The organism is Ochrobactrum sp. CGA5 (assembly GCF_006345815.1).
In the GTDB taxonomy this organism is placed as follows: domain Bacteria; phylum Pseudomonadota; class Alphaproteobacteria; order Rhizobiales; family Rhizobiaceae; genus Brucella.
Genome location: NZ_VCIG01000038.1, coordinates 499,802 through 521,887, shown reverse-complemented (window position 1 = coordinate 521,887; position 22,086 = coordinate 499,802). Strand labels below are relative to the sequence as shown.

The following is a 22,086-nucleotide window of genomic DNA, read 5'->3' as shown; positions in this document are numbered from 1 at the left end:
CAGGTACGAACCATGGCATTTCCGGCGATCCAAATGGCAGAATATCAGCAAGATGAAAAACGAAAAGGCGCTGTTTTACAGCGCCTTATCTTAATCTTCTGATATACTGAGCTATGACGGTTCTCAGAACGGAATTTCGTCGTCCAGATCGCGTGAGAAACCACCGCTGCTGCCGCCGCCCGAAGACGGGCCTGACGAACCAAAATCACCGCCGCCACCGGAATAATCGGACATCTGGTTACGGTTGCCGCCACCGCCGCCGAATGAGCGGCCTTCACCGCCACCTTCACCACGGCTGTCGAGCATCTGCAGTTCGCCGCGAAATTTCTGCAACACGACTTCCGTCGAGTAACGGTCATTACCGTTCTGATCCTGCCATTTGCGGGTCTGGAGTGCGCCTTCGATATAAACCTTTGCGCCCTTCTTCAGATACTGTTCTGCGACCTTGGCGAGGTTTTCATTAAAAATAACGACACTGTGCCATTCGGTGCGATCCTTGCGTTCGCCGGTCTGACGGTCACGCCAGCTTTCAGACGTTGCGATGCGCAGATTGGCAACCACATCGCCCGAATTCAGACGACGAATTTCTGGATCGGCACCAAGGTTGCCGACCAGAATGACTTTATTGACGCTACCAGCCATCGAAAAACTACTCCGGGTCTTGCATGCACACTCTTTCCGCACGACTTCGCACAGACATGAGGCACGTTCCAAATGAAAGATCAGGCGCAATGGTGCGCCATCAGCAGAAACTCATAGGTTCACCTTAACAGGACTGGCTCAAAGCGTGCTCAATCGTGGTCAGTGAATTTGTCAATGTCCACAGAGTTTATGTTCTTGTTTTGTTCAAAAAACAACCTCTAACTTAAAAAAGCCATGCGCTTGCCGCAATTATGGGGGGCGTTTTGCACCGTTTCCTGTGCTGAAAGTGCAATCCACCTCAATTCGGGGGCTGAAACTGCATCTGCCTTAATCTAGAAACAACCTTAGCGGTCTTCCTCATGAAGCCCCCCTGAAGCATTGGCGTCCGTGCTTCGCTAGCCGGTCCACCTTCCAAGGAAAAGCCCTGCCGCTCACTGTGTCTTTGGCGCGCAGGGCTTGGGGTTTGAGCGATGCTCATGTGTCGACAATAATTCGTCGGCAGATTTTTTCGGATCACAAAGGCGCACGGCCATTTGCATTCCGCGCAAATTCAAATTGTCGGCAATCACACTTTCGATCAACGAGGCATCATTCCTTGCGAAAAGATGCTGCCGCGACCGAAACGGATTGTGCTTTCATCTTTGTGAAAGCTAGGCAACGTAGTCAGGTGGACTCATGCTCCTTTACCTCCCTACTGGATATCCCGCCTCCTGCGGACCTCTTGCCGATGCCGTGTCATCCCACCGCGGCACCTCTCCGCTATCAGCGAGTTAGGACAGTCTGCTCCTGTCAGGAGTGACAGTCAACGCTCTTGCGTTCACATTTCTTATCGCCTATCAGAAGGCTGGTTGTTCGATATTTGTTCTAATGATAAGAGTGCACCGATGAATGACTGGAACCCCCTTCTTGTTGGAGGGTTTCACCCCATATTAGAGACCGGGCCGACGTGTTTTATCATGCAGTGCCCGTTTATCCATTGCATCATGAGCAGGCAGGACGCGGAATGAGCGATCAGAAATTCATTTCCATACGTGGCGCACGCGAACACAATCTGAAAAATGTCGATCTCGATCTGCCCCGCGACAAGCTGATTGTGATGACAGGGCTTTCCGGCTCGGGCAAATCCTCGCTTGCCTTTGATACGATCTATGCGGAAGGCCAGCGCCGTTATGTTGAAAGCCTTTCGGCCTACGCACGCCAGTTCCTTGAGATGATGCAGAAGCCGGATGTCGACCAGATCGACGGCCTGTCCCCCGCTATTTCCATCGAGCAGAAGACGACAAGCCGCAATCCGCGCTCGACGGTCGGCACTGTCACCGAAATTTACGACTATATGCGCCTGCTCTTTGCGCGCGTCGGCGTACCCTATTCGCCGGCGACTGGCCTTCCCATTGAAAGCCAGACTGTCAGCCAGATGGTCGATCGTGTCATGGCGCTTGAGGAAGGCACACGCCTTTATATCCTCGCGCCCATCGTTCGCGGACGCAAGGGTGAGTACAAGAAGGAACTGGCCGAGCTTCAGAAAAAGGGCTTTCAGCGCGTGAAGGTGGACGGCACCTTCTATGAAATCGCCGATGTTCCCGCGCTCGACAAGAAGTACAAGCACGATATCGATGTTGTGGTCGACCGTGTGGTGGTGCGTCCTGACCTGTCGACCCGCCTCGCCGACAGCCTTGAAACCTGCCTCAAGCTTGCCGAAGGCCTGGCCGTTGCCGAATTTGCGGACAAGCCCCTGCCACCCGAAGAAACGGCGGAGGGCGGTTCGGCCAACAAGTCGGCCAACGAAACGCATGAGCGCATCCTGTTTTCGGAGAAGTTTGCCTGCCCGGTTTCCGGTTTCACGATTCCCGAAATCGAACCGCGCTTGTTTTCGTTCAATAATCCGTTCGGTGCCTGCCCAACCTGCGACGGTCTCGGCACGCAGCAAGCCATTGATCCGAACCTGATCATTCCAGACGAAACGGCAGTTTTGAAGGACGGCGCGATTGCTCCGTGGGCGCGATCCTCTTCGCCCTATTACAATCAGACGCTGGAAGCGCTTGGTAAAGTCTATGGTTTCAAGATCGGTGCACGTTGGGCCGATCTTTCGGAAGAAGCCCAGCAGGCCATTCTTTATGGCACCAAAGGCAAGGAAATCACCTTCCAGTATGATGACGGCTTGCGCTCCTATCAGACGACGAAGCCTTTTGAAGGCGTGATTCCCAATCTGGAGCGACGCTGGAAAGAGACCGACTCTGCCTGGTCACGTGAAGATATCGAGCGTTTCATGGCCTCGACGCCCTGCCCCGCTTGTAACGGCTATCGTTTGAAACCGGAAGCGCTCGCGGTCAAGGTCGGCATGAAGCATATCGGTGAAATTACCGAAATGTCGATCCGCAAGTCCGATGCCTGGTTCCGCGACATTGATGGCAGCTTCAACGACAAGCAGCGCGAAATTGCCGCCCGCATCCTCAAGGAAATCCGTGAGCGCCTGCAATTCCTCAACGACGTTGGTCTCGATTACCTGACGCTGGCGCGCAATTCCGGCACATTGTCAGGCGGCGAAAGCCAGCGTATCCGTCTTGCCTCGCAGATCGGCTCCGGCCTGACCGGCGTGCTCTACGTGCTGGATGAACCATCCATCGGCCTGCATCAGCGTGACAATGCCCGCCTGCTCGACACGCTGCGCCATCTGCGTGATCTCGGCAATACGGTTATCGTGGTTGAACACGATGAAGATGCGATCCTGACCGCCGATTATGTGGTCGATATTGGCCCGGCGGCTGGCGTCCATGGCGGCAAGATCATTGCTCAAGGGTCGCCACAGGATGTTATGTCCAATTCCCAATCGCTAACCGGCAAGTATCTGTCGGGCGCGATGGAGGTTGCAGTTCCGGCGGAACGACGCAAGATTGAGAAAACCAAGCGCATCCGGGTGGTGGGTGCGCGCGGCAACAACCTGAAAAATGTCTCGGCGGATATTCCTCTTGGAACCTTCACCGCCGTCACCGGCGTTTCAGGCGGCGGCAAGTCCACTTTCCTGATCGAAACTCTTTTCAAGGCCGCTTCACGCCGCATCATGGGGTCGCGTGAGCATCCGGCAGAGCATGACCGTATCGAAGGGTTGGAATTCCTCGATAAGGTGATCGATATCGACCAGTCGCCGATTGGCCGCACTCCGCGTTCCAACCCGGCAACCTATACCGGTGCCTTCACCCCAATCCGCGACTGGTTCGCGGGCCTGCCGGAAGCCAAGGCACGCGGCTATCAGCCGGGCCGCTTCTCGTTCAACGTGAAGGGCGGGCGCTGCGAGGCCTGCCAGGGCGACGGCGTCATCAAGATCGAGATGCACTTCCTGCCGGATGTCTATGTGACGTGCGACGTCTGCCACGGCAAACGCTACAACCGCGAAACGCTCGAAGTCCTGTTCAAGGGCAAGTCCATCGCCGATGTGCTGGATATGACTGTCGAGGAAGGCGCGGAGTTCTTCTCCGCCGTGCCTGCGGTGCGAGACAAGCTTGAAACACTCGTGAAGGTCGGTCTTGGCTATATCAAGGTTGGCCAGCAGGCGACGACGCTTTCGGGTGGTGAGGCGCAGCGCGTGAAGCTTGCCAAGGAACTGTCGCGCCGCGCAACGGGCCGCACGCTCTATATTCTGGATGAGCCGACAACCGGCCTGCATTTCCATGACGTGGCGAAGCTTTTGGAAGTGCTGCACGAGCTGGTCGAACAGGGCAACACGGTCGTGGTGATCGAGCACAATCTGGAAGTCATCAAGACTGCCGATTGGGTGATCGACCTTGGGCCGGAAGGCGGCGATGGCGGCGGCGAAATCGTCGCCGTGGGCCGTCCAGAAGACATTGTGAAGGAGAAGCGCTCTTACACTGGCCACTTCCTCAAGGAATTGCTGGAACGTCGCCCCAAGCGTAGTTCAGAGGCGGCTGAATAAAGCATTGGCAACGAGAATTATTGGAAGCCGGGCCTAGACCCGGCTTCTTTCTATTTAAGCCGATTTGATCGGTATCGGTCGACCATCCATAAGTGAAGGATTTGCGCGGCAATTGTTACGGTAAACGCCGCCCCGTAGGCGATCTTCCGATTGGTAAGGCCATCAAGTCACAACATATCGCGGCAGTCTAGAAGCACTCACCGACCTTTCAAACGAAAAAAGCCCGGATGAACCGGGCCTTCTCGATAGCCATTCGCGACCATGCCGCGATGGCTCGAAATTTATCGTCACGATCCGTTCGAAGAGCTTTCACTCTCCAGATCATGATTAACCGTTTACGGCGTCCTTCAGGCCCTTGCCAGCCGAAAACTTCGGCACGTTGCGAGCCGGGATAGCAACTTCCTTGCCGGTCGATGGGTTGCGGCCGGTCGAGGCAGCGCGATGCGACACGGAGAAAACGCCGAAGCCAGGCAGGCGGACTTCTTCACCAGCCTTCAGGGCGCCGGTGACAGCAGCGAGTACGGCGTCAACAGCAGTACCGGCATCAGCCTTCGTCAAACCGCCCTTTTCCGCAACTGCGGCAACCAATTCGTTCTTGTTCATTGGCATTTCCTTTCTTTATCTACCGGAACGGATAACGTGACCGGATTGGTCGGAGTTTATTCAAATCGTTTCACAAACCAAGCCTGTCAACACGAAAAAACCCCGGAAAACCGGGGTTAAACACAGAAATGCCGGGCAAATCGCCCGGCATTTCGATTGTTGGTCCTGATAGACAGCTTCCGGCACGACTATCCGACTGAATCAGAATCGCCTGCCGGAAGTTCATTTCAGCGCATCGCCAATAAGCAAACTCTTTCGAACGTTTGCCGGAAATGCCTTAATGGGCCATCGAGGCGCCAGCTTCTTCCTCGACCGAAGGGACCGGTGTCGCATTTGCGGGCTCCGTCCATTCAATCGGCTCGGGCTCGCGAACCAGAGCGTGCTTGAGCACCTCACCCACGCGAGACACTGGAACGATCTCAAGATTGTTCTTCACATTGTCCGGAATATCCGCCAGATCCTTGGCGTTTTCTTCCGGGATCAGAACCTTCTTGATGCCGCCGCGCAGTGCCGCGAGGAGCTTTTCCTTGAGGCCGCCGATCGGCAGGACGCGACCGCGCAGGGTGACCTCCCCGGTCATTGCGATGTCCTTGCGAACCGGGATGCCGGTCAGCACGGAGACAATCGCCGTGACCATGGCGATGCCGGCGGACGGACCGTCCTTTGGTGTAGCACCTTCCGGCACGTGCACGTGGATGTCGCGCTTGTCGAACAGCGGAGGCTCGATGCCGAAATCAATTGCCCTGCTACGGACATATGATGCCGCCGCAGAGATCGATTCTTTCATCACGTCGCGGAGATTACCCGTGACCGTCATGCGGCCCTTGCCGGGCATCATGACGCCTTCAATGGTCAACAATTCACCGCCAACTTCCGTCCAGGCAAGGCCTGTCACGACGCCAACCTGATCTTCACCGTCGATCTGGCCAAAACGGAACCGCTCGACACCCAGATAGTCGGAGAGGTTTTTATCGGTGACTTTCACCGACTTCTTCTTCGACTTCAGGATTTCGGTTACGGCCTTACGTGCCAGGGTCATCAGTTCTCGTTCGAGGCTACGCACGCCTGCTTCCCGCGTGTAAAGGCGTATAACATTGCGCAGAGCATCGTCCGTGACCGAAAACTCCTTCGGCTGCAGGGCGTGATCCTTGATCGCCTTCGGCAGCAGGTGCCGCTTGGCGATTTCGAGCTTTTCATCCTCGGTGTAGCCGGCAATACGGATGACTTCCATGCGATCCAGCAATGGACCGGGGATGTTCAACGTATTGGCCGTCGTCACGAACATGACGTTCGACAGATCATATTCGACCTCAAGGTAGTGATCCATGAAGGTCGAGTTCTGTTCAGGGTCCAGCACCTCGAGCATGGCCGAGGACGGATCGCCGCGGAAGTCCTGACCCATCTTGTCGATTTCATCGAGTAGGAAGAGCGGATTGGACTTCTTTGCCTTCTTCATGGACTGGATGACCTTGCCGGGCATCGAGCCAATATAGGTGCGGCGGTGACCGCGGATTTCAGCCTCGTCGCGCACACCACCAAGCGACATACGGACATATTCGCGTCCGGTAGCCTTGGCAATCGAGCGGGCAAGCGAGGTCTTACCTACGCCGGGAGGCCCGACGAGGCAGAGTATCGGGCCCTTGATCTTGCTCGAGCGGGCCTGCACTGCGAGATATTCGACGATGCGCTCCTTGACCTTGTCGAGACCAAAATGCTCGTCATCGAGTACTTCTTCGGCAAAGTTCAGGTCCTGCTTGATCTTCGACTTCTTGCCCCAGGGGATGGACAGCAGCCAGTCGAGATAGTTGCGAACGACCGTCGCTTCGGCGGACATTGGGCTCATGCTGCGCAGCTTCTTGAGCTCCGCCTGGGCCTTTTCGCGGGCTTCCTTGGAAAGCTTGGTCTTGTTGATGCGTTCTTCGAGTTCAGCCGCTTCATCGCGGCCATCCTCGCCATCACCAAGCTCCTTCTGGATCGCCTTCATCTGCTCGTTGAGATAGTATTCGCGCTGCGTCTTCTCCATCTGGCGCTTGACGCGGCTGCGGATACGTTTCTCAACCTGAAGAACCGAAATTTCCGCTTCCATGAAGGAAAGTGCCTTCTCAAGGCGCTCGCGCACCGAGAGGATCGACAGCATTTCCTGCTTTTCGGGAATCTTGATCGCGAGATGCGAGGCAACCGTGTCGGCAAGCTTCGAATAATCGTCGATCTGGCTGGCCGCACCAACCACTTCCGGCGAAATCTTCTTGTTCAGCTTGACGTAGTTTTCGAAGTCGGAAACCACCGAGCGGGCAAGCGCCTCAATCTCGACAGCATCTTCCTCAGGCTCCGGCAAAGCCGCAGCATAGGCCTCGTGATAGTCTTCGCGGTCGGTAAACTTGGAAACCTTGGCGCGCGCCGTGCCTTCGACCAGCACCTTGACGGTGCCGTCCGGTAGCTTCAAAAGCTGCAATACATTGGCAATCGTACCGATTTCGTAAATCGCATCCGGTGCCGGATCGTCATCGGCGGCGTTCTTCTGGGTAGCAAGCAGAATCTGCTTGTCCACGCCCATCACTTCCTCCAGCGCGCGAATGGACTTTTCGCGGCCGACAAAGAGCGGAACGATCATATGGGGGAAAACGACGATGTCACGCAACGGCAAAACGGCATAAAGCCCGTCCGCACCGCCCGCTTCAGAACCACCCAATGGGGTTTTCTGTTCAATACCCGTCATAACTCAAGTCCTTTCTCAGGTCTTTCGACCTGACTGCCACATCCGCGCCCCCTTTCGTCATGAGGCAGGTCACGAATGTGCTTCGGTCCATACTTGGAGAGCCGACCCCGGCAATTCAATAGCCTGTAGCGGGATGGCTTTCATAGAATCGTCATCTATCCTGCGCTGTACCGTGAATTAGTACAATATCCAGCTTAGGCTGTACCCTGATTGCTGCGCCTGCAATAATGACAGGATAAGCCCTGCGCAAGTTTAACACATGAAAAAGGCCGCTTGCGCGGCCTTTTTATGGATTAGTCGCTACCGCTTAAGCGGAAACATTACCCTTTTCGTCCTGTCGCTCGGCATAGATATAGAGCGGACGGGCGCTGCCATCCACTACATCGCCAGAAATGACCACTTCCTGTACGCCTTCCAGCGTCGGAAGCTCGAACATCGTATCAAGCAGGATCTTTTCCATGATCGAGCGCAGGCCGCGCGCACCCGTCTTGCGCTCGACTGCCTTGTTGGCAATCGCCCGCAGGGCGTCATCGTGGAAGCTCAATTCAACATTTTCCATATCGAACAGGCGTTGATATTGCTTCACAAGCGCATTCTTCGGCTCGGTCAGAATCTGCACTAGAGCATCAACATCGAGGTCTTCAAGCGTTGCAATCACCGGCAGACGACCGACGAATTCGGGAATGAGGCCGAATTTCAGAAGATCTTCCGGCTCCAGTTCCTTGAAGACATCACCGATACGGCGCTCGTCGACCGAACGAACGGTCGCGCCAAAGCCGATGGACGTCTTCTCGCCACGTGCGGAAATGATCTTGTCGAGACCGGCAAAAGCGCCGCCGCAAATGAACAGGATGTTTGTCGTGTCCACCTGCAGGAATTCCTGCTGTGGATGCTTTCGGCCACCTTGCGGCGGCACGGAAGCGACGGTGCCTTCCATGATCTTCAGCAGCGCCTGCTGGACACCCTCGCCCGACACGTCGCGCGTGATGGACGGGTTATCCGACTTGCGGCTGATCTTGTCGACTTCGTCGATATAGACAATGCCGCGCTGCGCGCGTTCCACGTTGTAATCGGCGGCCTGAAGCAGCTTCAGGATGATGTTCTCCACATCTTCACCGACATAACCGGCTTCCGTCAGTGTCGTCGCATCAGCCATGGTGAACGGCACATCAATGATGCGTGCGAGTGTCTGGGCAAGATAGGTCTTACCGCAACCCGTCGGACCGACGAGTAGAATGTTCGACTTCGCAAGCTCGATATCGCTGCTCTTGGACTGATGGGCGAGACGCTTGTAGTGATTGTGTACCGCAACCGACAGAACGCGCTTGGCATCCTTCTGGCCGATGACGTAATCGTCAAGAACGGCCATGATTTCCTGCGGCGTAGGCACGCCCTCGCGTGACTTCACCATCGAGGATTTGTTTTCCTCGCGGATGATGTCCATGCAGAGTTCGACGCATTCGTCGCAGATGAAAACGGTCGGGCCTGCAATCAGCTTGCGCACTTCATGCTGGCTTTTGCCGCAGAACGAGCAATAAAGCGTATTCTTGGAATCGCCGCCGCTGTTGCTGACTTTGCTCATCGCAGTTTCCTTTCAATTGACCGAAATGAACCTTGGGCGTTCACCTCAATCGTTTCTTCCAGTTCAGACCCAGTGCTGGAGAAGAAACGCGCCTCCCGCATGTAGCAACGGCAGCAGATACGCGCTGCCTTTCATCTAGGGTCTGTAGTCTCAGGATTCCTGTCACCGTATGGCTCCCCGACCGAAGAAGCCATTTGGCGACTTTTGCAGAAGCTGCACCGCTGAACAATTGAAAAATATGCTCCCGGCAAAGATTCGGCATAATCTGACCAAGTTTAGCGCCCCGAAACCCAACAGATGCTTAACGCGGCGCGTTAACCATCACGTAGTTGCAAGAATTGGGCCCCTTTTGTGGCAAGGGCGCTAAAAACAGATGCAAGCCGGAGATTCCGGTTCTTACTTCGATTCGTCCGCGCCCACGTCGCGCGATTCGACAACCTTGTCGATAAGGCCGAATTCAAGCGCTTCATGCGCCGTCATGAAATGGTCGCGGTCGAGCGTGCGTTCGATCGTATCGTAATCGCGGCCCGTATGCTTGACGTAAACCTCGTTGAGACGGCGCTTCATCTTGATGATGTCCTGCGCATGGCGCTCGATATCCGACGCCTGACCCTGGAATCCGCCCGATGGTTGGTGGACCATGATACGAGCATTCGGCAGCGCATAACGCTGGCCTGTGGCTCCCGCAGTCAGAAGCAGCGAACCCATCGAAGCAGCCTGGCCCATGCAAAGCGTGGAAACAGGCGGACGGATAAACTGCATCGTATCATAGATCGCCATGCCGGAGGTTACGACGCCGCCAGGTGAGTTGATGTACATGTTGATCTCTTTCTTCGGGTTTTCCGCCTCGAGAAAGAGAAGCTGCGCACAAACCAGCATCGACATTCCGTCTTCTACCGGCCCGTTCACGAAAATGATGCGCTCCTTGAGGAGGCGCGAAAAAATATCATAGGCCCGTTCGCCACGGTTGGTTTGCTCAACCACCATCGGGACGAGGTTCATGACGGTTTCGATCGGATCTCTCATTATGGGCCTCTGGATATATTTATGGCGAAGTGAATAGTTTTGAATCGTGAGTGTTCCATACATAGGGCGTTGCGCCCCTGTTTCGCAAGTGGCGCAACGCTGCCCGCTTCACTCCCAATCCGACTCCGGCTTTTCTGGGCGAATGCCGCGCTTCTCGTCTAGTGTTTTGCGCGCCACTTCTGTCAACCGCGCCTTGATGCGAACAGAGCCATCTTCCAGATTCTCGCGTTCGATATTGCTGCCATGCTGGTAAATCCAGTCGAGAAGATGAAGCTCGAAGGGAGACAGAACGACATCGACCGAACCGAGCGAACCCGCTATCCGTGTTTCGATAAGCGAAAGCAACCTGTCAACGCCTTCACCAGTGATGGCAGATAGTGGGATAGGACGCCCTCCCTCGCTGCCGGCAGCGGCAAGGCGCATGGCGGCTTCGCGCCCGCTTTCGTCGAGATTATCGATCTTGTTCCAGATTTCGACAACGCGCTTGCGATCCTGCGGTTCAATGCCCAACCCGGCAAGAATGCTTTCGACGTCTTCAGCCTGGGCTGCATTGTCAGGATCGGAAATGTCGCGGACATGCAGGATAAGATCAGCTTCCACCACCTCTTCGAGAGTAGCCCGAAACGCAGCGACGAGATGGTGCGGCAGGTTCGAGATGAAGCCGACCGTATCCGACAGGATAACCGTTTCACCGTGTGGAAGGCGAATCCGGCGCAACGTCGGATCAAGCGTGGCGAAGAGCATGTCTTCCGCCAGCACCTCCGCCCCCGTCATGCGATTGAAGAGCGTCGATTTCCCGGCATTGGTGTAGCCGACAAGCGCTACAATCGGATGCGGCACCTTGCGCCGCTTCTGGCGATGCAGCGTGCGGGTCCGCACCACTGTTTCAAGCTCCCGCTTGATCTTCAGAATCTTTTCCTGCAGCAAGCGACGGTCGGCTTCGATCTGGGTTTCACCCGGGCCTCCGAGAAAGCCACCGCCACCGCGCTGACGCTCAAGGTGGGTCCAGCTTCTGACCAGGCGGCCCTTCTGATAGTTCAGATGTGCCAGTTCAACCTGCAAGGCACCTTCCTTGGTCCGCGCGCGCTCACCGAAAATTTCGAGAATGAGACCGGTCCGGTCGATGACCTTGACGTTCCATTCCTTCTCCAGATTGCGTTGCTGCACCGGTGTCAGGGCATGATCGACAATGACCAGCCCAATGGCCTTTTCCTTGACGGTTTCGGCAATGGACTCCACCTTTCCCGCACCCAGCAAAGTCGCGGGCCGTGGATTGGCAACGATCGCAATTTCTGCATGTTCGATTTCAAGATTGATCGCCTTAGCAAGCCCGACGGCCTCCTCAAGACGTGCGTCATTAGAACGCTGAAATTCGGGGCGAACCCCGTCTTCCACCGACGTGCCAGTACTATACCGCTCTGGCAGGACGGGAACGATGACCGCTGCCCTTGTGGGCTCTGGTTCTGAAAACTCGAAAGCCTTGTCTGCATCGGCAGATGTCGGCTTGTTATCCTTGAATTTGGACAAATAAGTTCACTCCGGGACGCGGAAACTGTCGTGGGTGCATATTGGCTGAGAACATCAGGTCAATGCACTATCTGACACTGCAGATAAGTCGCCGCTAAAGCTGTTTCAAATGAAAGACGCCCCGGATTGTTTTAAAATGACGAACCGGACAGGCAGAGCGTGTTCGGTTATCATCAACGGAAACAAAACTGGAGCGAAACAATTCAATGCTCACGCTCCAGTGGAATTCGGATAGCGTCAGGCCTCTTCGCCTTCGAACATCTGCACAGGCTGGCTTGGCATGATCGTCGAAATCGCATGCTTATAGACGAGCTGCGAATGACCGTCACGGCGCAGAAGCACGCAGAAATTATCAAACGACGTTACAATGCCGGTCAGTTTCACGCCATTGATAAGAAAAATCGTCAGGGAAATTTTCTGCTTACGTACAGAATTCAGAAAAAGGTCTTGTAGATTTTGCGATCGTTCAGCCATTGTTTTTATTCCTTTAATCGATCAGCAGCCAGCTCGCGATGTGTTAAACGAACACGCGCATGCACATAAATCAAGCACCGGAGCGTGCAAAACCGGTGCCCGACTGCAATTGCTGTGGAAAGACAACTGCTTCGCTATTTAGCTTCGGTTAACAGGATGGGAATCTTTGCGCAACCGTCAATTTCATTAGCCGCTCGGCAAATTCCGACAGGCCTGCTGATTTCGTTATCTCCATCGGCCACGACAAGCTGTTCATTTTGTTGCGATTCAAGCAGCGGCCGCACCCTGTCCATAGCCCACATATAAAAACTACCTGGCTGAAGCGATACGACTTCCTTGTGCTTTTTGTGTATATGAAAGCCTATAAAGTCCGGATGCCTGATCGGCTCGAGACCAAAGGCCGGGTCGTAGATACGTGTAGCGTCCTTGCCAACCCAGTAATAGAAGTTTTCCCGAGGGGCCGCGTTCCTGAATATCCCGTATTTGCGAGCCAGACGCGAAATGCCATCATTGCCAAAGACCGTGATGCCGATGGAAGCGGGCGTCACTTCCTTACCGATCAGACGGTAGTAGAGCGGGCGCAATTTTCCTCTGCGTATGCCGAGCCAGCTCGGCAACGGACAGGTCGCCGTTACGTAATCTTCAAATTCGTGAATAATCGGATGATCATGCGGAAGATAAAGCGCGGACACGCCGACACGAAAACGATTCTCGCGCGCAAGATATGGTTTGCTCGGATCAGGATGAAACTGCTTTAGAAGATAGACATCCGTATCGAGCCAGACACCCTGCTTGTGTTTCATCAGCATGATGCGGAAAATATCGCTGAATTGAACAATAGTCCGTTTGGATCGAAAATTCGGATAGGCTGGGTCCAGCCGTTTGAAGGCCATTTCGGGCAAAATGCTGTTGGCGTCATGCAGTTCAACGCCTGCCGGCACGTTCTCGATCGGGGCGTAAGCGAATAGCTTTACCCGCTGACCGGTCATCACCATCGATGCCAGACAAATGCAATCAACATCGCGCAAACGCGCCCCGTACCAGAACGTACAGATATCCATGTCAGCCCCTGAGCCCGTATTTAGGCAGTAGCTAACACAAAACCGTGTTCAGAAGAACTCCAGACTGACGCGGAACATCTGTTCAACATGTTTTACGGCATCCGATGTTGCGAAAATGACGACGCGGTCCTTCGGCTTGATGCGCACATCCCCATTCGGACGGATCACCTGCCCATCGCGATAAATCGCCCCGATTCGCAAACCTTCCGGCAAGTCGAGATCGCGCAACGGCGCCCCCACGAGCGAAGACGTTTCCAGAGCCTCGGCTTCGATCAATTCAGCCTTGTCGCGATAAACGCTGTAGACCGCGCGGATGCGGCCCCGGCGTACATGTTGCAAAATTTTGGAGATCGTGACTGCCTTCGGATTGATGTAGGCGTCAATTCCAACCATGTGGGTGAAATCCTGATAGGCGACAGTATTAAGTAGGGCCATGTTGGACTTGCAGCCCAGGCGCTTGGCCATGATGCTCGAGAGAATATTGACATGATCGTGATTGGTGAGTGCGACCATCAGGTCTGCATCCTGGATGTCGGCTTCCTGAAGCAGATTCTGATCAAGCGCACTGCCATGTAGAACCATGGTCCGTTTGAGCTGATCTGCTATTGCAAATGCTCGCTCATGCTCGCTTTCGATCATCTTGACGCGCGTATGCCAATTGCGCGCCTCAATGGCCTTCGCGACGTAAAGACCAATATTGCCACCGCCGGCGATAACGATGCGGCTGGCTTCCGGTTTCTCGTGTCCGAACAGGCCCAATGTGCGACGGACCTGTTCGCGCGTCGTTACCACATAAGCGAGGTCTCCGGCATTCAGCTCGTCAGAAGAACGTGGGATGAACAGGCTGTCATTACGCACCACACCGACGACGGTTGCGGCAAGATCCGGGAACAGGTCAGTTAGCTGCTTCAGCGGCGTATTGATGACCGGACATTCCTCCAGACATTCAATAGCGAGGCCGATGATCTTGTCATCGGCAAAGCGCAGCACGTCTGTCGCGCCCTGCAAAGCGATACGTCGCAGGACCACTTCGCCCACTTCAAGTTCCGGCGAGATAATCACGTCGATTGGCAGGTTTTCGCGCAGGAACAAATCCTGATACTCGGCCTTGAGATAGGACTGGGCGCGAATACGGGCGATCTTGGTCGGCACGTTGAAAACCGAATGGGCCACCTGACAAGCCACCATATTGACCTCATCGGACAACGTGACAGCAATGATCATATCCGCTTCGTCAGCACCAGCCGCCGCGAGCACGTCGGGCTGCGAACCATGCCCGACGAATCCACGCACATCCAGCGTATCACGCACAATCTCGATATGGCGTGCAGATGTGTCGATAACAGAGACATCATTTTCTTCGGCGGCAAGCCGTTCGGCGATGCCATATCCGACCTGTCCTGCTCCACAAACGATTACCCGCATGACTGCTCCGTCTCACACACTGAACGACTTATACCCCGAGAGACTTCAGTTTGCGATGCAGCGCCGACCGCTCCATACCAACAAACTCTGCGGTGCGTGAAATATTGCCGCCGAAGCGATTGATCTGGGCGATCAGATATTCCTTTTCGAAACGCTCGCGCGCCTCGCGCAACGGGAGCGCCATGATGTGCTGATCGGATTCCGTTGGTGCTCGGGGCAGCGTGTCGCCGATTTCAGTCGGTAAAAGATCGGCCGTCACTGGCGCCTCGGGATCGTCGCTGCGCGCCAGAATCATCAGGCGTTCGACATTATTGCGAAGCTGCCGAAGATTACCCGGCCAGCTATGTGCCTGCAAAACGGCCATGGCGTCGGCGCCGATTTTTCGCGGTTTGATGCCTGCCTGTTCGGCGATCTGCTTCATGAAGTAATCGACCAGGGTCGGAATATCCTCGCGGCGAGCTGCCAGCGGCGGCACCTGCACCGGAACCACCGAAAGCCGGTGAAACAGATCTTCACGGAACGTGCCTTCTGCAATCATGCCTTCAAGGTTCTGCGCCGTCGAAGAGATGATGCGCACATCGACCTTCACCCGCTTGGTGCCGCCAACGCGCTCGAACTGCTGGTCGACGAGCACACGCAGTATCTTGTTCTGCGTCTCGCGCGGCATATCCGCGACTTCATCGAGATAGAGAATGCCACCATGGGCTTCTTCAAGAGCGCCCACCTTGCGCTCACCGCCATCCATTTCCGTACCGAAAAGCTCGATTTCCATACGTTCCGGCGTGATCGTCGCGGCATTGACCGTAACAAACGGTCCGCTGGCGCGACTCGACTGCGCATGGATGGCGCGCGCGGCAAGTTCCTTGCCTGCCCCTGATGGACCGGTAATCATAATGCGGCTGTTGGTCGGCGCCACACGCTCAATAGTCTGGCGCAACTGGTTCATTGCCAAGGACGCGCCGATCAGTTCCAGATGGTCGCCGCTACGCTTGCGAAGATTGGAAACCTCACGCTTCAGCTTTGAGGTTTCGAGCGCCCGTTCGGCGACCAGGATAAGGCGGTCGGCCTTGAACGGCTTTTCAATGAAATCGTAGGCCCCGCGCCGGATCGCCGAAACCGCCGTTTCAATATTGCCATGACCGGAAATCATCACCACCGGCAATTCGGGATGCTGCGTCTTGATTTCATCAAGCAACGCCAAACCGTCCAGTCGGCTGCCTTGCAGCCAGATATCCAGAAATACCAGTCGAGGAACGCGATCATTGATCGCCGCGAGCGCGCTGTCGGCGTCGAAAGCCGTGCGGGTTTCATGGCCTTCATCGCTTAGAATGCCTGCAACAAGTTCCCGGATATCCGCTTCGTCATCAACAACAAGAATATCGGCAGCCATATCAAATCACCTGTCCAGCTATGTTCTTTTGGTCATTTTCCGCATTGGTACCAGCTTTGCTGGCAGATTCCGCATTTACGCCAGCCTCGCTGGCAGGCGCTTGGGGGAAGACCATGCGTATCATCGCGCCTCGCCCTCCGTGGAAGTCCGAAGGCGCGTCATGCAATTCCAGATGTCCGCCATGATCCTCGACGATCTTGCGGACAATCGCGAGACCAAGGCCGGTGCCCTTTTCGCGCGTTGTCATATAAGGTTCGAGCAGCTTCTGCCGGTCGTCACCCGGTAGGCCCTTGCCATTGTCGATGACATCGACGATCAGTTGCCCGTCCGCCTGATAGGAACGGATGAGGATATGCCCCCCTTCCCGATCTTCCTTGGGCAGTCCGTCAATAGCTTCGCTAGCATTCTTGATGACATTGCCAAACGCCTGCCCGATCAGGCGGCTATCGAAGGAACCAACCAGCTTTTCCGTACCAAAATCGTTCTGGAAGCGAATATCGCTGCGGCTGACTTCGATCAGGAATGATGCTTCGCGCAAGGCCTCGCGCATATCCATAAGCCGCATTTCGGGCTTCGGCATACGGGCAAAAGCGGAGAATTCATCCACCATGCGCCCGATATCGCCCACCTGGCGGATGATAGTATCCGTGCACTGGTCGAAAACCTCGCGGTCCTCGGTAATCACCTTGCCGTAACGGCGGCGAATGCGCTCGGCTGAAAGCTGGATCGGCGTGAGCGGATTCTTGATCTCATGCGCGATACGGCGGGCAACATCTGCCCAAGCGGACGAACGCTGCGCCTGAACCAGATCAGTAATATCATCCACTGTCACCACGTAGGAGTGATCTTCGGATTCCGTATCCTCGACCGTTACCTGCACGTTGAAGGTGCGGGCCACGCCGCCACGGGTCATGCTGACCTGCTCGCGGTGCACGGCGCGCCCTGTTGAGCGGGCGACCTCGAAAGCCTGCCCGATTTCTGGCGCAATGCTGGTAAGGTTCTTGCCGACAGCGTCTTCCGATGTAACGCCGAACATATGTTCGGCGGAACGGTTGAGAATGGAAACGCAGCCATCCGTTTCGATACCGATAACGCCCGCCGTCACGCCGGAAAGCACAGCCTCGGAGAAGCGACGACGCTCGTCGATCTGGTCCTTCGCAGAAAGCAGCTCGTTACGCTGGCTCTTAAGTTCTGCCACCATGTTGTTGAAAGTACCGGACAATGCGCCGACGTCGCCATCAGAAGTGCGCACCGGCACCGATACGTCGAGATTGCCTGCGGCAACGTCGTCCGACGCCCCGATCAAAAGCCGGATCGGTCGAACCAGCCTGTCGGCAACGGCAATGCCGGTCCAGATCGCTGAAAGCAGTACGATCAGTGTCAGCCCGAAATAGAGCAGCGCGAATGCAATCTGCGTCGGGATACGGTTCGCATCCATCTCTTGGTAGCGCTTCGTGTTGGCTTCCATGAGGCGCATGGCGTCAAGAATCTGCGAATCCACGGCACGAACCGTATAGAGATAGACATCGGGTATCTCCCGCATCTTGATGATTGCGCCAACGAAATTACTGTTCCCGGGAGGAATAATGACCGGCTTGCCGTCCGGTGCGGTCTTCAGTGCATCTTCGGTCGGTGGTGGCAGACGATTCTCGACACCGGTATCACTTTTAACGACGACGTCACCATTCTCACGCACCAGGAACGCTCCGAGCAGACCGCGGCCACGTGTCTGCAGCGTCATCAACTGAATAAAGCCGCCACGATCAAGACTGTAAATGGTGCGCTGCGCATCGAGATCCTGCAACATCGAATAGGAAGTGCTCTGGAGGTTGAGCGCGGTTTCGCGAATATAGGCGGTGGTCAGGCTTTGCGATGAACTGACAATGTCGCGTGTATTGGTATCGAACCAGCGGTCGAGGCCAAGATTGAGCGTAACGGAGGCAACGATGGCGACCACGATGGCAGGAACAGCCGCGATCAGCGAAAATAGCGCGACGATGCGCACATGCAGACGCGAAGCGGCCTTTCCAAGCCGACGTGCCATGACAATGCGATAAACTTCACGACAGATCAGCAGAATGAGAAACAGAATCAGCGCAACATTGATGATGACCAATGCTAGCGTGACGGTTCGGTCAGGCGTGATCGGGGTAATGCCAATGAGAATGGCAAAGGAAATCGACGCTGCGATCAGCGCTGAAACAACAGTGATAATGCCCGGCAGCGCCAGAAGCCTGCGCCCCTCGCCGCCTTGCGATGATTGTTTCTCGCCGTTCATGTCCGCCGTCAGATTCGCCGTGTTCATGTTAACCGTGTTACCCAATAGCGTTGCATCTATGCAACGCAATGTGGCGAAAATGCAACGTTATTCTGCACGTTATCGTTGATGCGGCATGCAGAAAATCGCTTTCACCGTATAAGTTCTAAGCAAAACCCAGCAACGGAGGGCTTTCAGGCGTATGCAGGACAACACGTTGGGATTCTATAATTCAAATGCGACCGTCTATGCAGCCGATGGTAACACACCCAACCCGAAGCTGTTCGGCTTCCTGAAACGCTGTAAGCCCGGTGGCCGAATTCTTGAATTGGGAACGGGTTCGGGAACTGATGCCCGTGCGATTCTCGACGCGGGATTTCAGCTCGATGCAACAGATGGTCCGCCGAACTGGCTGCAATCGCCTCAGAGCGACTAGGACAGCCAGTCAGAAGAATGATGTTCGACGAACTTTCTGCGGTCGAGGAGTATGACGGTATTTATGCTTGCGCATCACTGACCCATGTTCCCAGAGGAGAGCTCGTGCCCATCATTGAGAAAACTCACGCCGCCTTGGTCAAGGGCGGTGTCGTTTGGGCAAGTTTCAAGACTGGTACGGTTGAAGGCTACGACGCACTCGGGCGCTATTACAACTATCTATCACCTGAAGAGCTTCGGATATGCTGGCGCAAGCATGCCCAGTGGTCTGATATCGAAATGGAATGCTGGACGGGCGGCGCTTACGATAAACGTCCCACTGAGTGGTCTGCCGTTATCGCAGTGCGATAAGTCCAAGAAAAATACAGAAAACTGAGCCTGACTGTTTGGTCCCTTCAGATGCGGGGGATCAAACAGTCAGTGTGTGGAATCCGAAATTCGCGTCACCCTAGAGCGAGATTATCAACGAATTTCCGACTTAAATCTCACCAGGTTCTCAGTTTTCCGCGCCGTAGGCGTCGAAATCGAAGTACTTGTCGTTGACTTCTTTGTACTTGCCGTTCGCGCGGATCGCTTTGATGGCATTGTTGAATTTTTCAACCAGCTCGGGACGCCCCTTCTTCAAGGCCACGCCAACACCGACGCCATGGATGTTATCATCCGACGGATAGGTTCCAGCCATCTTGCAGCAGGCGCCATCCGGTGTCTTAAGCCACTCACTCAGCGTTACACTGTCGTCGTTAACGGCATCAAGGCGGCCATTGGCCATATCGAGCCGATATTCCTCGGCAGTCGGATAGGCCTTGATTGTGCTGTCAGTGAAGGCGTGTTCGGCATAGTTGGCGTGCGTCGTGGATACTTGAACACCGATTGTCTTGCCCGCAAGATCTTCCTTGGTCACACCCTTGATATCGCTATCCTTGGGTACGGCAATGCCCGGAGGCGTGTTGTAATATTTGTTTGAGAAATCAACCTGTTTCTTTCGCTCGTCCGTGATCGACATGGAGGAAACATAAGCGTCGAACTTACCGGCCTGAAGCGCCGGGATAGTGCCGTCCCACTCCTGCGTGATGAACGTACACTCGGCCTTCATTTCCTCGCAGAGCGCCCTTGCGATATCGACATCGAAGCCCGATAGCGAACCATCTGGATTGGTGAAATTGAACGGCGGATATGCGCCTTCTGTTCCGATTACCAGTTTCAGCGGTTCTTCGGCATTTGCTATGCCCACTGCCAGACCACCTGTAGTTGCTACCATCCCCACAATCGAAGATACTGCAGCAATACGCTTTAGAATGTGCATTCAAATTCCTCCCATTTCATTGTGGCTTTCCAGAATTGATCTTCCGGTTCGGCTCCTTACGGAGGGGAGGCTTCGCGCTTGCGACCTTCATCGCCGACTCGTCCTGTTTCTCCCCCGCTGCTATCAATAGATGGTTCGGGAGAGCTTGCACATGTCTTTTCGTCTGCGGAAACGGTTATCGCATCAGTCGCCATTCTGGCTGGAATGAACACGCGCGTGCAGCCCTTCACGCGCCGGAACACAAGACACAAGGCAATAATATTTAGCTTAAGCCGCAAAGATAAATGGCGCACCCGACAGGATTCGAACCTGTGACCTCTGCCTTCGGAGGGCAGAAACGCAGCATTTATCACAATTGATTTCGATTGCAACTTATTGATTTTAAAACTGATTTTAGTATCCCGAAGTTACTCACTATTGCCACGAATTGCCCATTTATGCTACCTATTAGCTACCTAGGAAGCAAACTCAAGGGGCATCCCCATGGCACAGGCTAAGAAACGCATTGGTATTCGGGACATAGCGGCCTTGCCGGTTAACTCGGTTATATGGGATAGCACCGTGACAGGTTTCGGGGCGCGGCGGCAGCGCGGCGAGTCCGTCTCCTACATTCTATTTTTCCGCACCAAAGACGGACGCCAGCACAAGATCACCATTGGGCGGCACGGAGCGCCGTGGACCCCGGATACTGCGAGGGCCGAAGCGCAACGTCTCCTCGGCGAGGTAGTCGTGAAAGGTAAAAGTCCGACTGCCGCGCGCCTCTCAGTGCAGACCGTGGCCGAACTATGCGACCAGTACCTCAAGGACGCAGGGTCAACGATGCGTCGCCCGAAGAAAGCTTCGACCCTCGCCACGGACGCCGGGCGCATCGAACGCCATATTAAACCGCTCCTTGGTCGTAAGTCAGTGGCTCAAGTCACCCGCCAAGACATCGAAGATTTCATGAACGATGTGGCAAAGGGAAAAACTGCGAAGATCGAGAAGACAAAGAAGCTGAGGGGCAAGTCGGTGGTGCGGGGCGGGACCGGCACGGCGAGCCGAACGGTTGGCTTGCTTGGCGGCATCTTCACATACGCAGTTCGGCTAGGTCTGCGCCCGGACAATCCAGTCCACGGCGTGATGCGGCCAGCGGACGCCCGCAAGATGCGCCGCCTCAATGACGATGAATACAAAGAGCTTGGCAAGGCGTTGGCCCGTGACGACATGTGGCCCCCGGCGCTGGCAGCAATTCGCTTCCTCGCCCTTACGGGATGGAGGCGCAGCGAGGCCAGCTTATTGCGTTGGGAAGAAGTGAACCTTGAACGCCGCACGGCTACACTGGGTGATACAAAGACGGGCTTCAGCATCCGTCCACTTTCACAGGCAGCTTGTGATGCGCTTGGCCCGGCGAAATCCTCCGGCTTGGTTTTCATTCCAGCGCGAGGCGAAACCTTGGCGCTGCAAACGCACTGGGAGAAGCTGAAGCTTCCAGCGGGTATTACCCTCCACACACTTCGGCACAGCTTCGCCAGCCTTGCCGCCGATCTTGGCTACAGTGAGCCGACCATTGGCGCGCTGCTTGGTCACAAGAGCACAACGATCACGGCGAGGTACGTTCACTTTGCTGACGCAGTGCTGGTTGCGGCGGCTGATGCAGTGGCGGACGAAACGGTGAAAAGAATGGCGGTATAGTCGAAAATGAAAACACGACCGGAAATTAACGATAGGAGATGAAACA

The 22,086-nt window shown here is 55.3% G+C and carries 15 protein-coding genes, 1 tRNA gene and 2 pseudogenes; 4 read left to right on the top strand and 14 right to left on the bottom strand.

Annotated features, from left to right (window positions below):
- Window positions 1-123 precede the first annotated feature (123 nt).
- Complete coding sequence (ssb, locus tag FJQ48_RS15610; RefSeq protein ID WP_139975883.1) at window positions 124-642, bottom strand: single-stranded DNA-binding protein; 519 nt, start codon at window positions 640-642, stop codon at window positions 124-126.
- Window positions 643-1,645: 1,003 nt separating this feature from the next.
- Between ssb and uvrA the strand changes: the two genes are divergently transcribed.
- On the top strand, window positions 1,646-4,570 hold the full coding sequence (gene uvrA / locus FJQ48_RS15605; protein WP_139975882.1) for an excinuclease ABC subunit UvrA: 2,925 nt from the start codon (window positions 1,646-1,648) through the stop codon (window positions 4,568-4,570).
- A gap of 327 nt (window positions 4,571-4,897) precedes the next feature.
- On the opposite strand, the gene FJQ48_RS15600 is transcribed toward uvrA, so the two are convergent.
- The 11 genes and pseudogenes from FJQ48_RS15600 to FJQ48_RS15555 form a co-directional block, all read right to left on the bottom strand.
- Complete coding sequence (locus FJQ48_RS15600) at window positions 4,898-5,173, bottom strand: HU family DNA-binding protein (protein ID WP_006470422.1); 276 nt, start codon at window positions 5,171-5,173, stop codon at window positions 4,898-4,900.
- Between the two features lie 277 nt (window positions 5,174-5,450).
- A complete protein-coding gene (lon, locus tag FJQ48_RS15595; RefSeq protein WP_139975881.1) occupies window positions 5,451-7,889 on the bottom strand; it encodes an endopeptidase La in 2,439 nt (812 codons plus the stop codon).
- A gap of 307 nt (window positions 7,890-8,196) precedes the next feature.
- Complete coding sequence (clpX, locus tag FJQ48_RS15590) at window positions 8,197-9,471, bottom strand: ATP-dependent Clp protease ATP-binding subunit ClpX (protein WP_139975880.1); 1,275 nt, start codon at window positions 9,469-9,471, stop codon at window positions 8,197-8,199.
- Between the two features lie 396 nt (window positions 9,472-9,867).
- Entirely contained in the window at window positions 9,868-10,497 is a 630-nt protein-coding gene (locus FJQ48_RS15585; RefSeq protein WP_139975879.1) for an ATP-dependent Clp protease proteolytic subunit, read from the bottom strand.
- 108 nt (window positions 10,498-10,605) lie between these two features.
- A complete protein-coding gene (gene hflX / locus FJQ48_RS15580) occupies window positions 10,606-12,024 on the bottom strand; it encodes a GTPase HflX (protein WP_139975878.1) in 1,419 nt (472 codons plus the stop codon).
- Between the two features lie 237 nt (window positions 12,025-12,261).
- Window positions 12,262-12,498, bottom strand: coding sequence for an RNA chaperone Hfq (gene hfq / locus FJQ48_RS15575; RefSeq protein WP_002964239.1), 237 nt, complete (start codon window positions 12,496-12,498; stop codon window positions 12,262-12,264).
- A 5-nt stretch (window positions 12,499-12,503) separates the two neighbouring features.
- Window positions 12,504-12,740 (bottom strand): annotated as a pseudogene (locus tag FJQ48_RS22460) (hypothetical protein).
- A pseudogene (locus tag FJQ48_RS15570) lies at window positions 12,732-13,559 on the bottom strand (glycosyltransferase); the annotation flags it as partial. The pseudogenes FJQ48_RS22460 and FJQ48_RS15570, both read right to left, overlap by 9 nt.
- Before the next feature lie 48 nt (window positions 13,560-13,607).
- Window positions 13,608-14,984 carry a Trk system potassium transporter TrkA gene (gene trkA, locus FJQ48_RS15565; RefSeq protein ID WP_139975877.1) on the bottom strand — a complete coding sequence of 459 codons (1,377 nt, stop codon included), beginning with the start codon at window positions 14,982-14,984 and terminating at the stop codon, window positions 13,608-13,610.
- 28 nt (window positions 14,985-15,012) lie between these two features.
- Entirely contained in the window at window positions 15,013-16,374 is a 1,362-nt protein-coding gene (locus FJQ48_RS15560) for a sigma-54 dependent transcriptional regulator (RefSeq protein ID WP_139975876.1), read from the bottom strand.
- Between the two features lies 1 nt (window position 16,375).
- Entirely contained in the window at window positions 16,376-18,679 is a 2,304-nt protein-coding gene (locus FJQ48_RS15555; RefSeq protein WP_247870398.1) for a PAS domain-containing sensor histidine kinase, read from the bottom strand.
- Window positions 18,680-18,833: 154 nt separating this feature from the next.
- Between FJQ48_RS15555 and FJQ48_RS22775 the strand changes: the two genes are divergently transcribed.
- Both FJQ48_RS22775 and FJQ48_RS22770 read left to right on the top strand, forming a co-directional pair.
- A complete protein-coding gene (locus FJQ48_RS22775; protein ID WP_247870397.1) occupies window positions 18,834-19,067 on the top strand; it encodes a class I SAM-dependent methyltransferase in 234 nt (77 codons plus the stop codon).
- A 17-nt stretch (window positions 19,068-19,084) separates the two neighbouring features.
- Window positions 19,085-19,417, top strand: a complete 333-nt coding sequence (locus FJQ48_RS22770) for a hypothetical protein (RefSeq protein ID WP_247870396.1) — start codon at window positions 19,085-19,087, stop codon at window positions 19,415-19,417.
- A gap of 145 nt (window positions 19,418-19,562) precedes the next feature.
- On the opposite strand, the gene FJQ48_RS15545 is transcribed toward FJQ48_RS22770, so the two are convergent.
- Window positions 19,563-20,324, bottom strand: coding sequence for an ABC transporter substrate-binding protein (locus FJQ48_RS15545; RefSeq protein ID WP_139976312.1), 762 nt, complete (start codon window positions 20,322-20,324; stop codon window positions 19,563-19,565).
- 330 nt (window positions 20,325-20,654) lie between these two features.
- Window positions 20,655-20,738 (bottom strand) — tRNA-Arg (locus FJQ48_RS22455).
- A 114-nt stretch (window positions 20,739-20,852) separates the two neighbouring features.
- Here FJQ48_RS22455 and FJQ48_RS15540 point away from each other — a divergent pair.
- On the top strand, window positions 20,853-22,040 hold the full coding sequence (locus FJQ48_RS15540; protein ID WP_139975874.1) for a site-specific integrase: 1,188 nt from the start codon (window positions 20,853-20,855) through the stop codon (window positions 22,038-22,040).
- Window positions 22,041-22,086: the final 46 nt, after the last annotated feature.

Excerpts from the sequence above, each read along its gene's own strand:
- trkA (WP_139975877.1), bottom strand. The coding sequence starts at position 14,984 with ATGCGGGTAATCGTTTGTGGAGCAGGACAGGTCGGATATGGCATCGCC.
- lon (WP_139975881.1), bottom strand. The coding sequence starts at position 7,889 with ATGACGGGTATTGAACAGAAAACCCCATTGGGTGGTTCTGAAGCGGGC.
- FJQ48_RS15560 (WP_139975876.1), bottom strand. The coding sequence starts at position 16,374 with ATGGCTGCCGATATTCTTGTTGTTGATGACGAAGCGGATATCCGGGAA.
- hfq (WP_002964239.1), bottom strand. The coding sequence starts at position 12,498 with ATGGCTGAACGATCGCAAAATCTACAAGACCTTTTTCTGAATTCTGTA.
- uvrA (WP_139975882.1), top strand. The coding sequence starts at position 1,646 with ATGAGCGATCAGAAATTCATTTCCATACGTGGCGCACGCGAACACAAT.
- FJQ48_RS15545 (WP_139976312.1), bottom strand. The coding sequence starts at position 20,324 with ATGGTAGCAACTACAGGTGGTCTGGCAGTGGGCATAGCAAATGCCGAA.
- FJQ48_RS15600 (WP_006470422.1), bottom strand. The coding sequence starts at position 5,173 with ATGAACAAGAACGAATTGGTTGCCGCAGTTGCGGAAAAGGGCGGTTTG.
- FJQ48_RS15540 (WP_139975874.1), top strand. The coding sequence starts at position 20,853 with ATGGCACAGGCTAAGAAACGCATTGGTATTCGGGACATAGCGGCCTTG.
- FJQ48_RS15555 (WP_247870398.1), bottom strand. The coding sequence starts at position 18,679 with ATGAACACGGCGAATCTGACGGCGGACATGAACGGCGAGAAACAATCA.
- FJQ48_RS22775 (WP_247870397.1), top strand. The coding sequence starts at position 18,834 with ATGCAGGACAACACGTTGGGATTCTATAATTCAAATGCGACCGTCTAT.
- FJQ48_RS22770 (WP_247870396.1), top strand. The coding sequence starts at position 19,085 with ATGATGTTCGACGAACTTTCTGCGGTCGAGGAGTATGACGGTATTTAT.
- FJQ48_RS15585 (WP_139975879.1), bottom strand. The coding sequence starts at position 10,497 with ATGAGAGATCCGATCGAAACCGTCATGAACCTCGTCCCGATGGTGGTT.
- clpX (WP_139975880.1), bottom strand. The coding sequence starts at position 9,471 with ATGAGCAAAGTCAGCAACAGCGGCGGCGATTCCAAGAATACGCTTTAT.
- ssb (WP_139975883.1), bottom strand. The coding sequence starts at position 642 with ATGGCTGGTAGCGTCAATAAAGTCATTCTGGTCGGCAACCTTGGTGCC.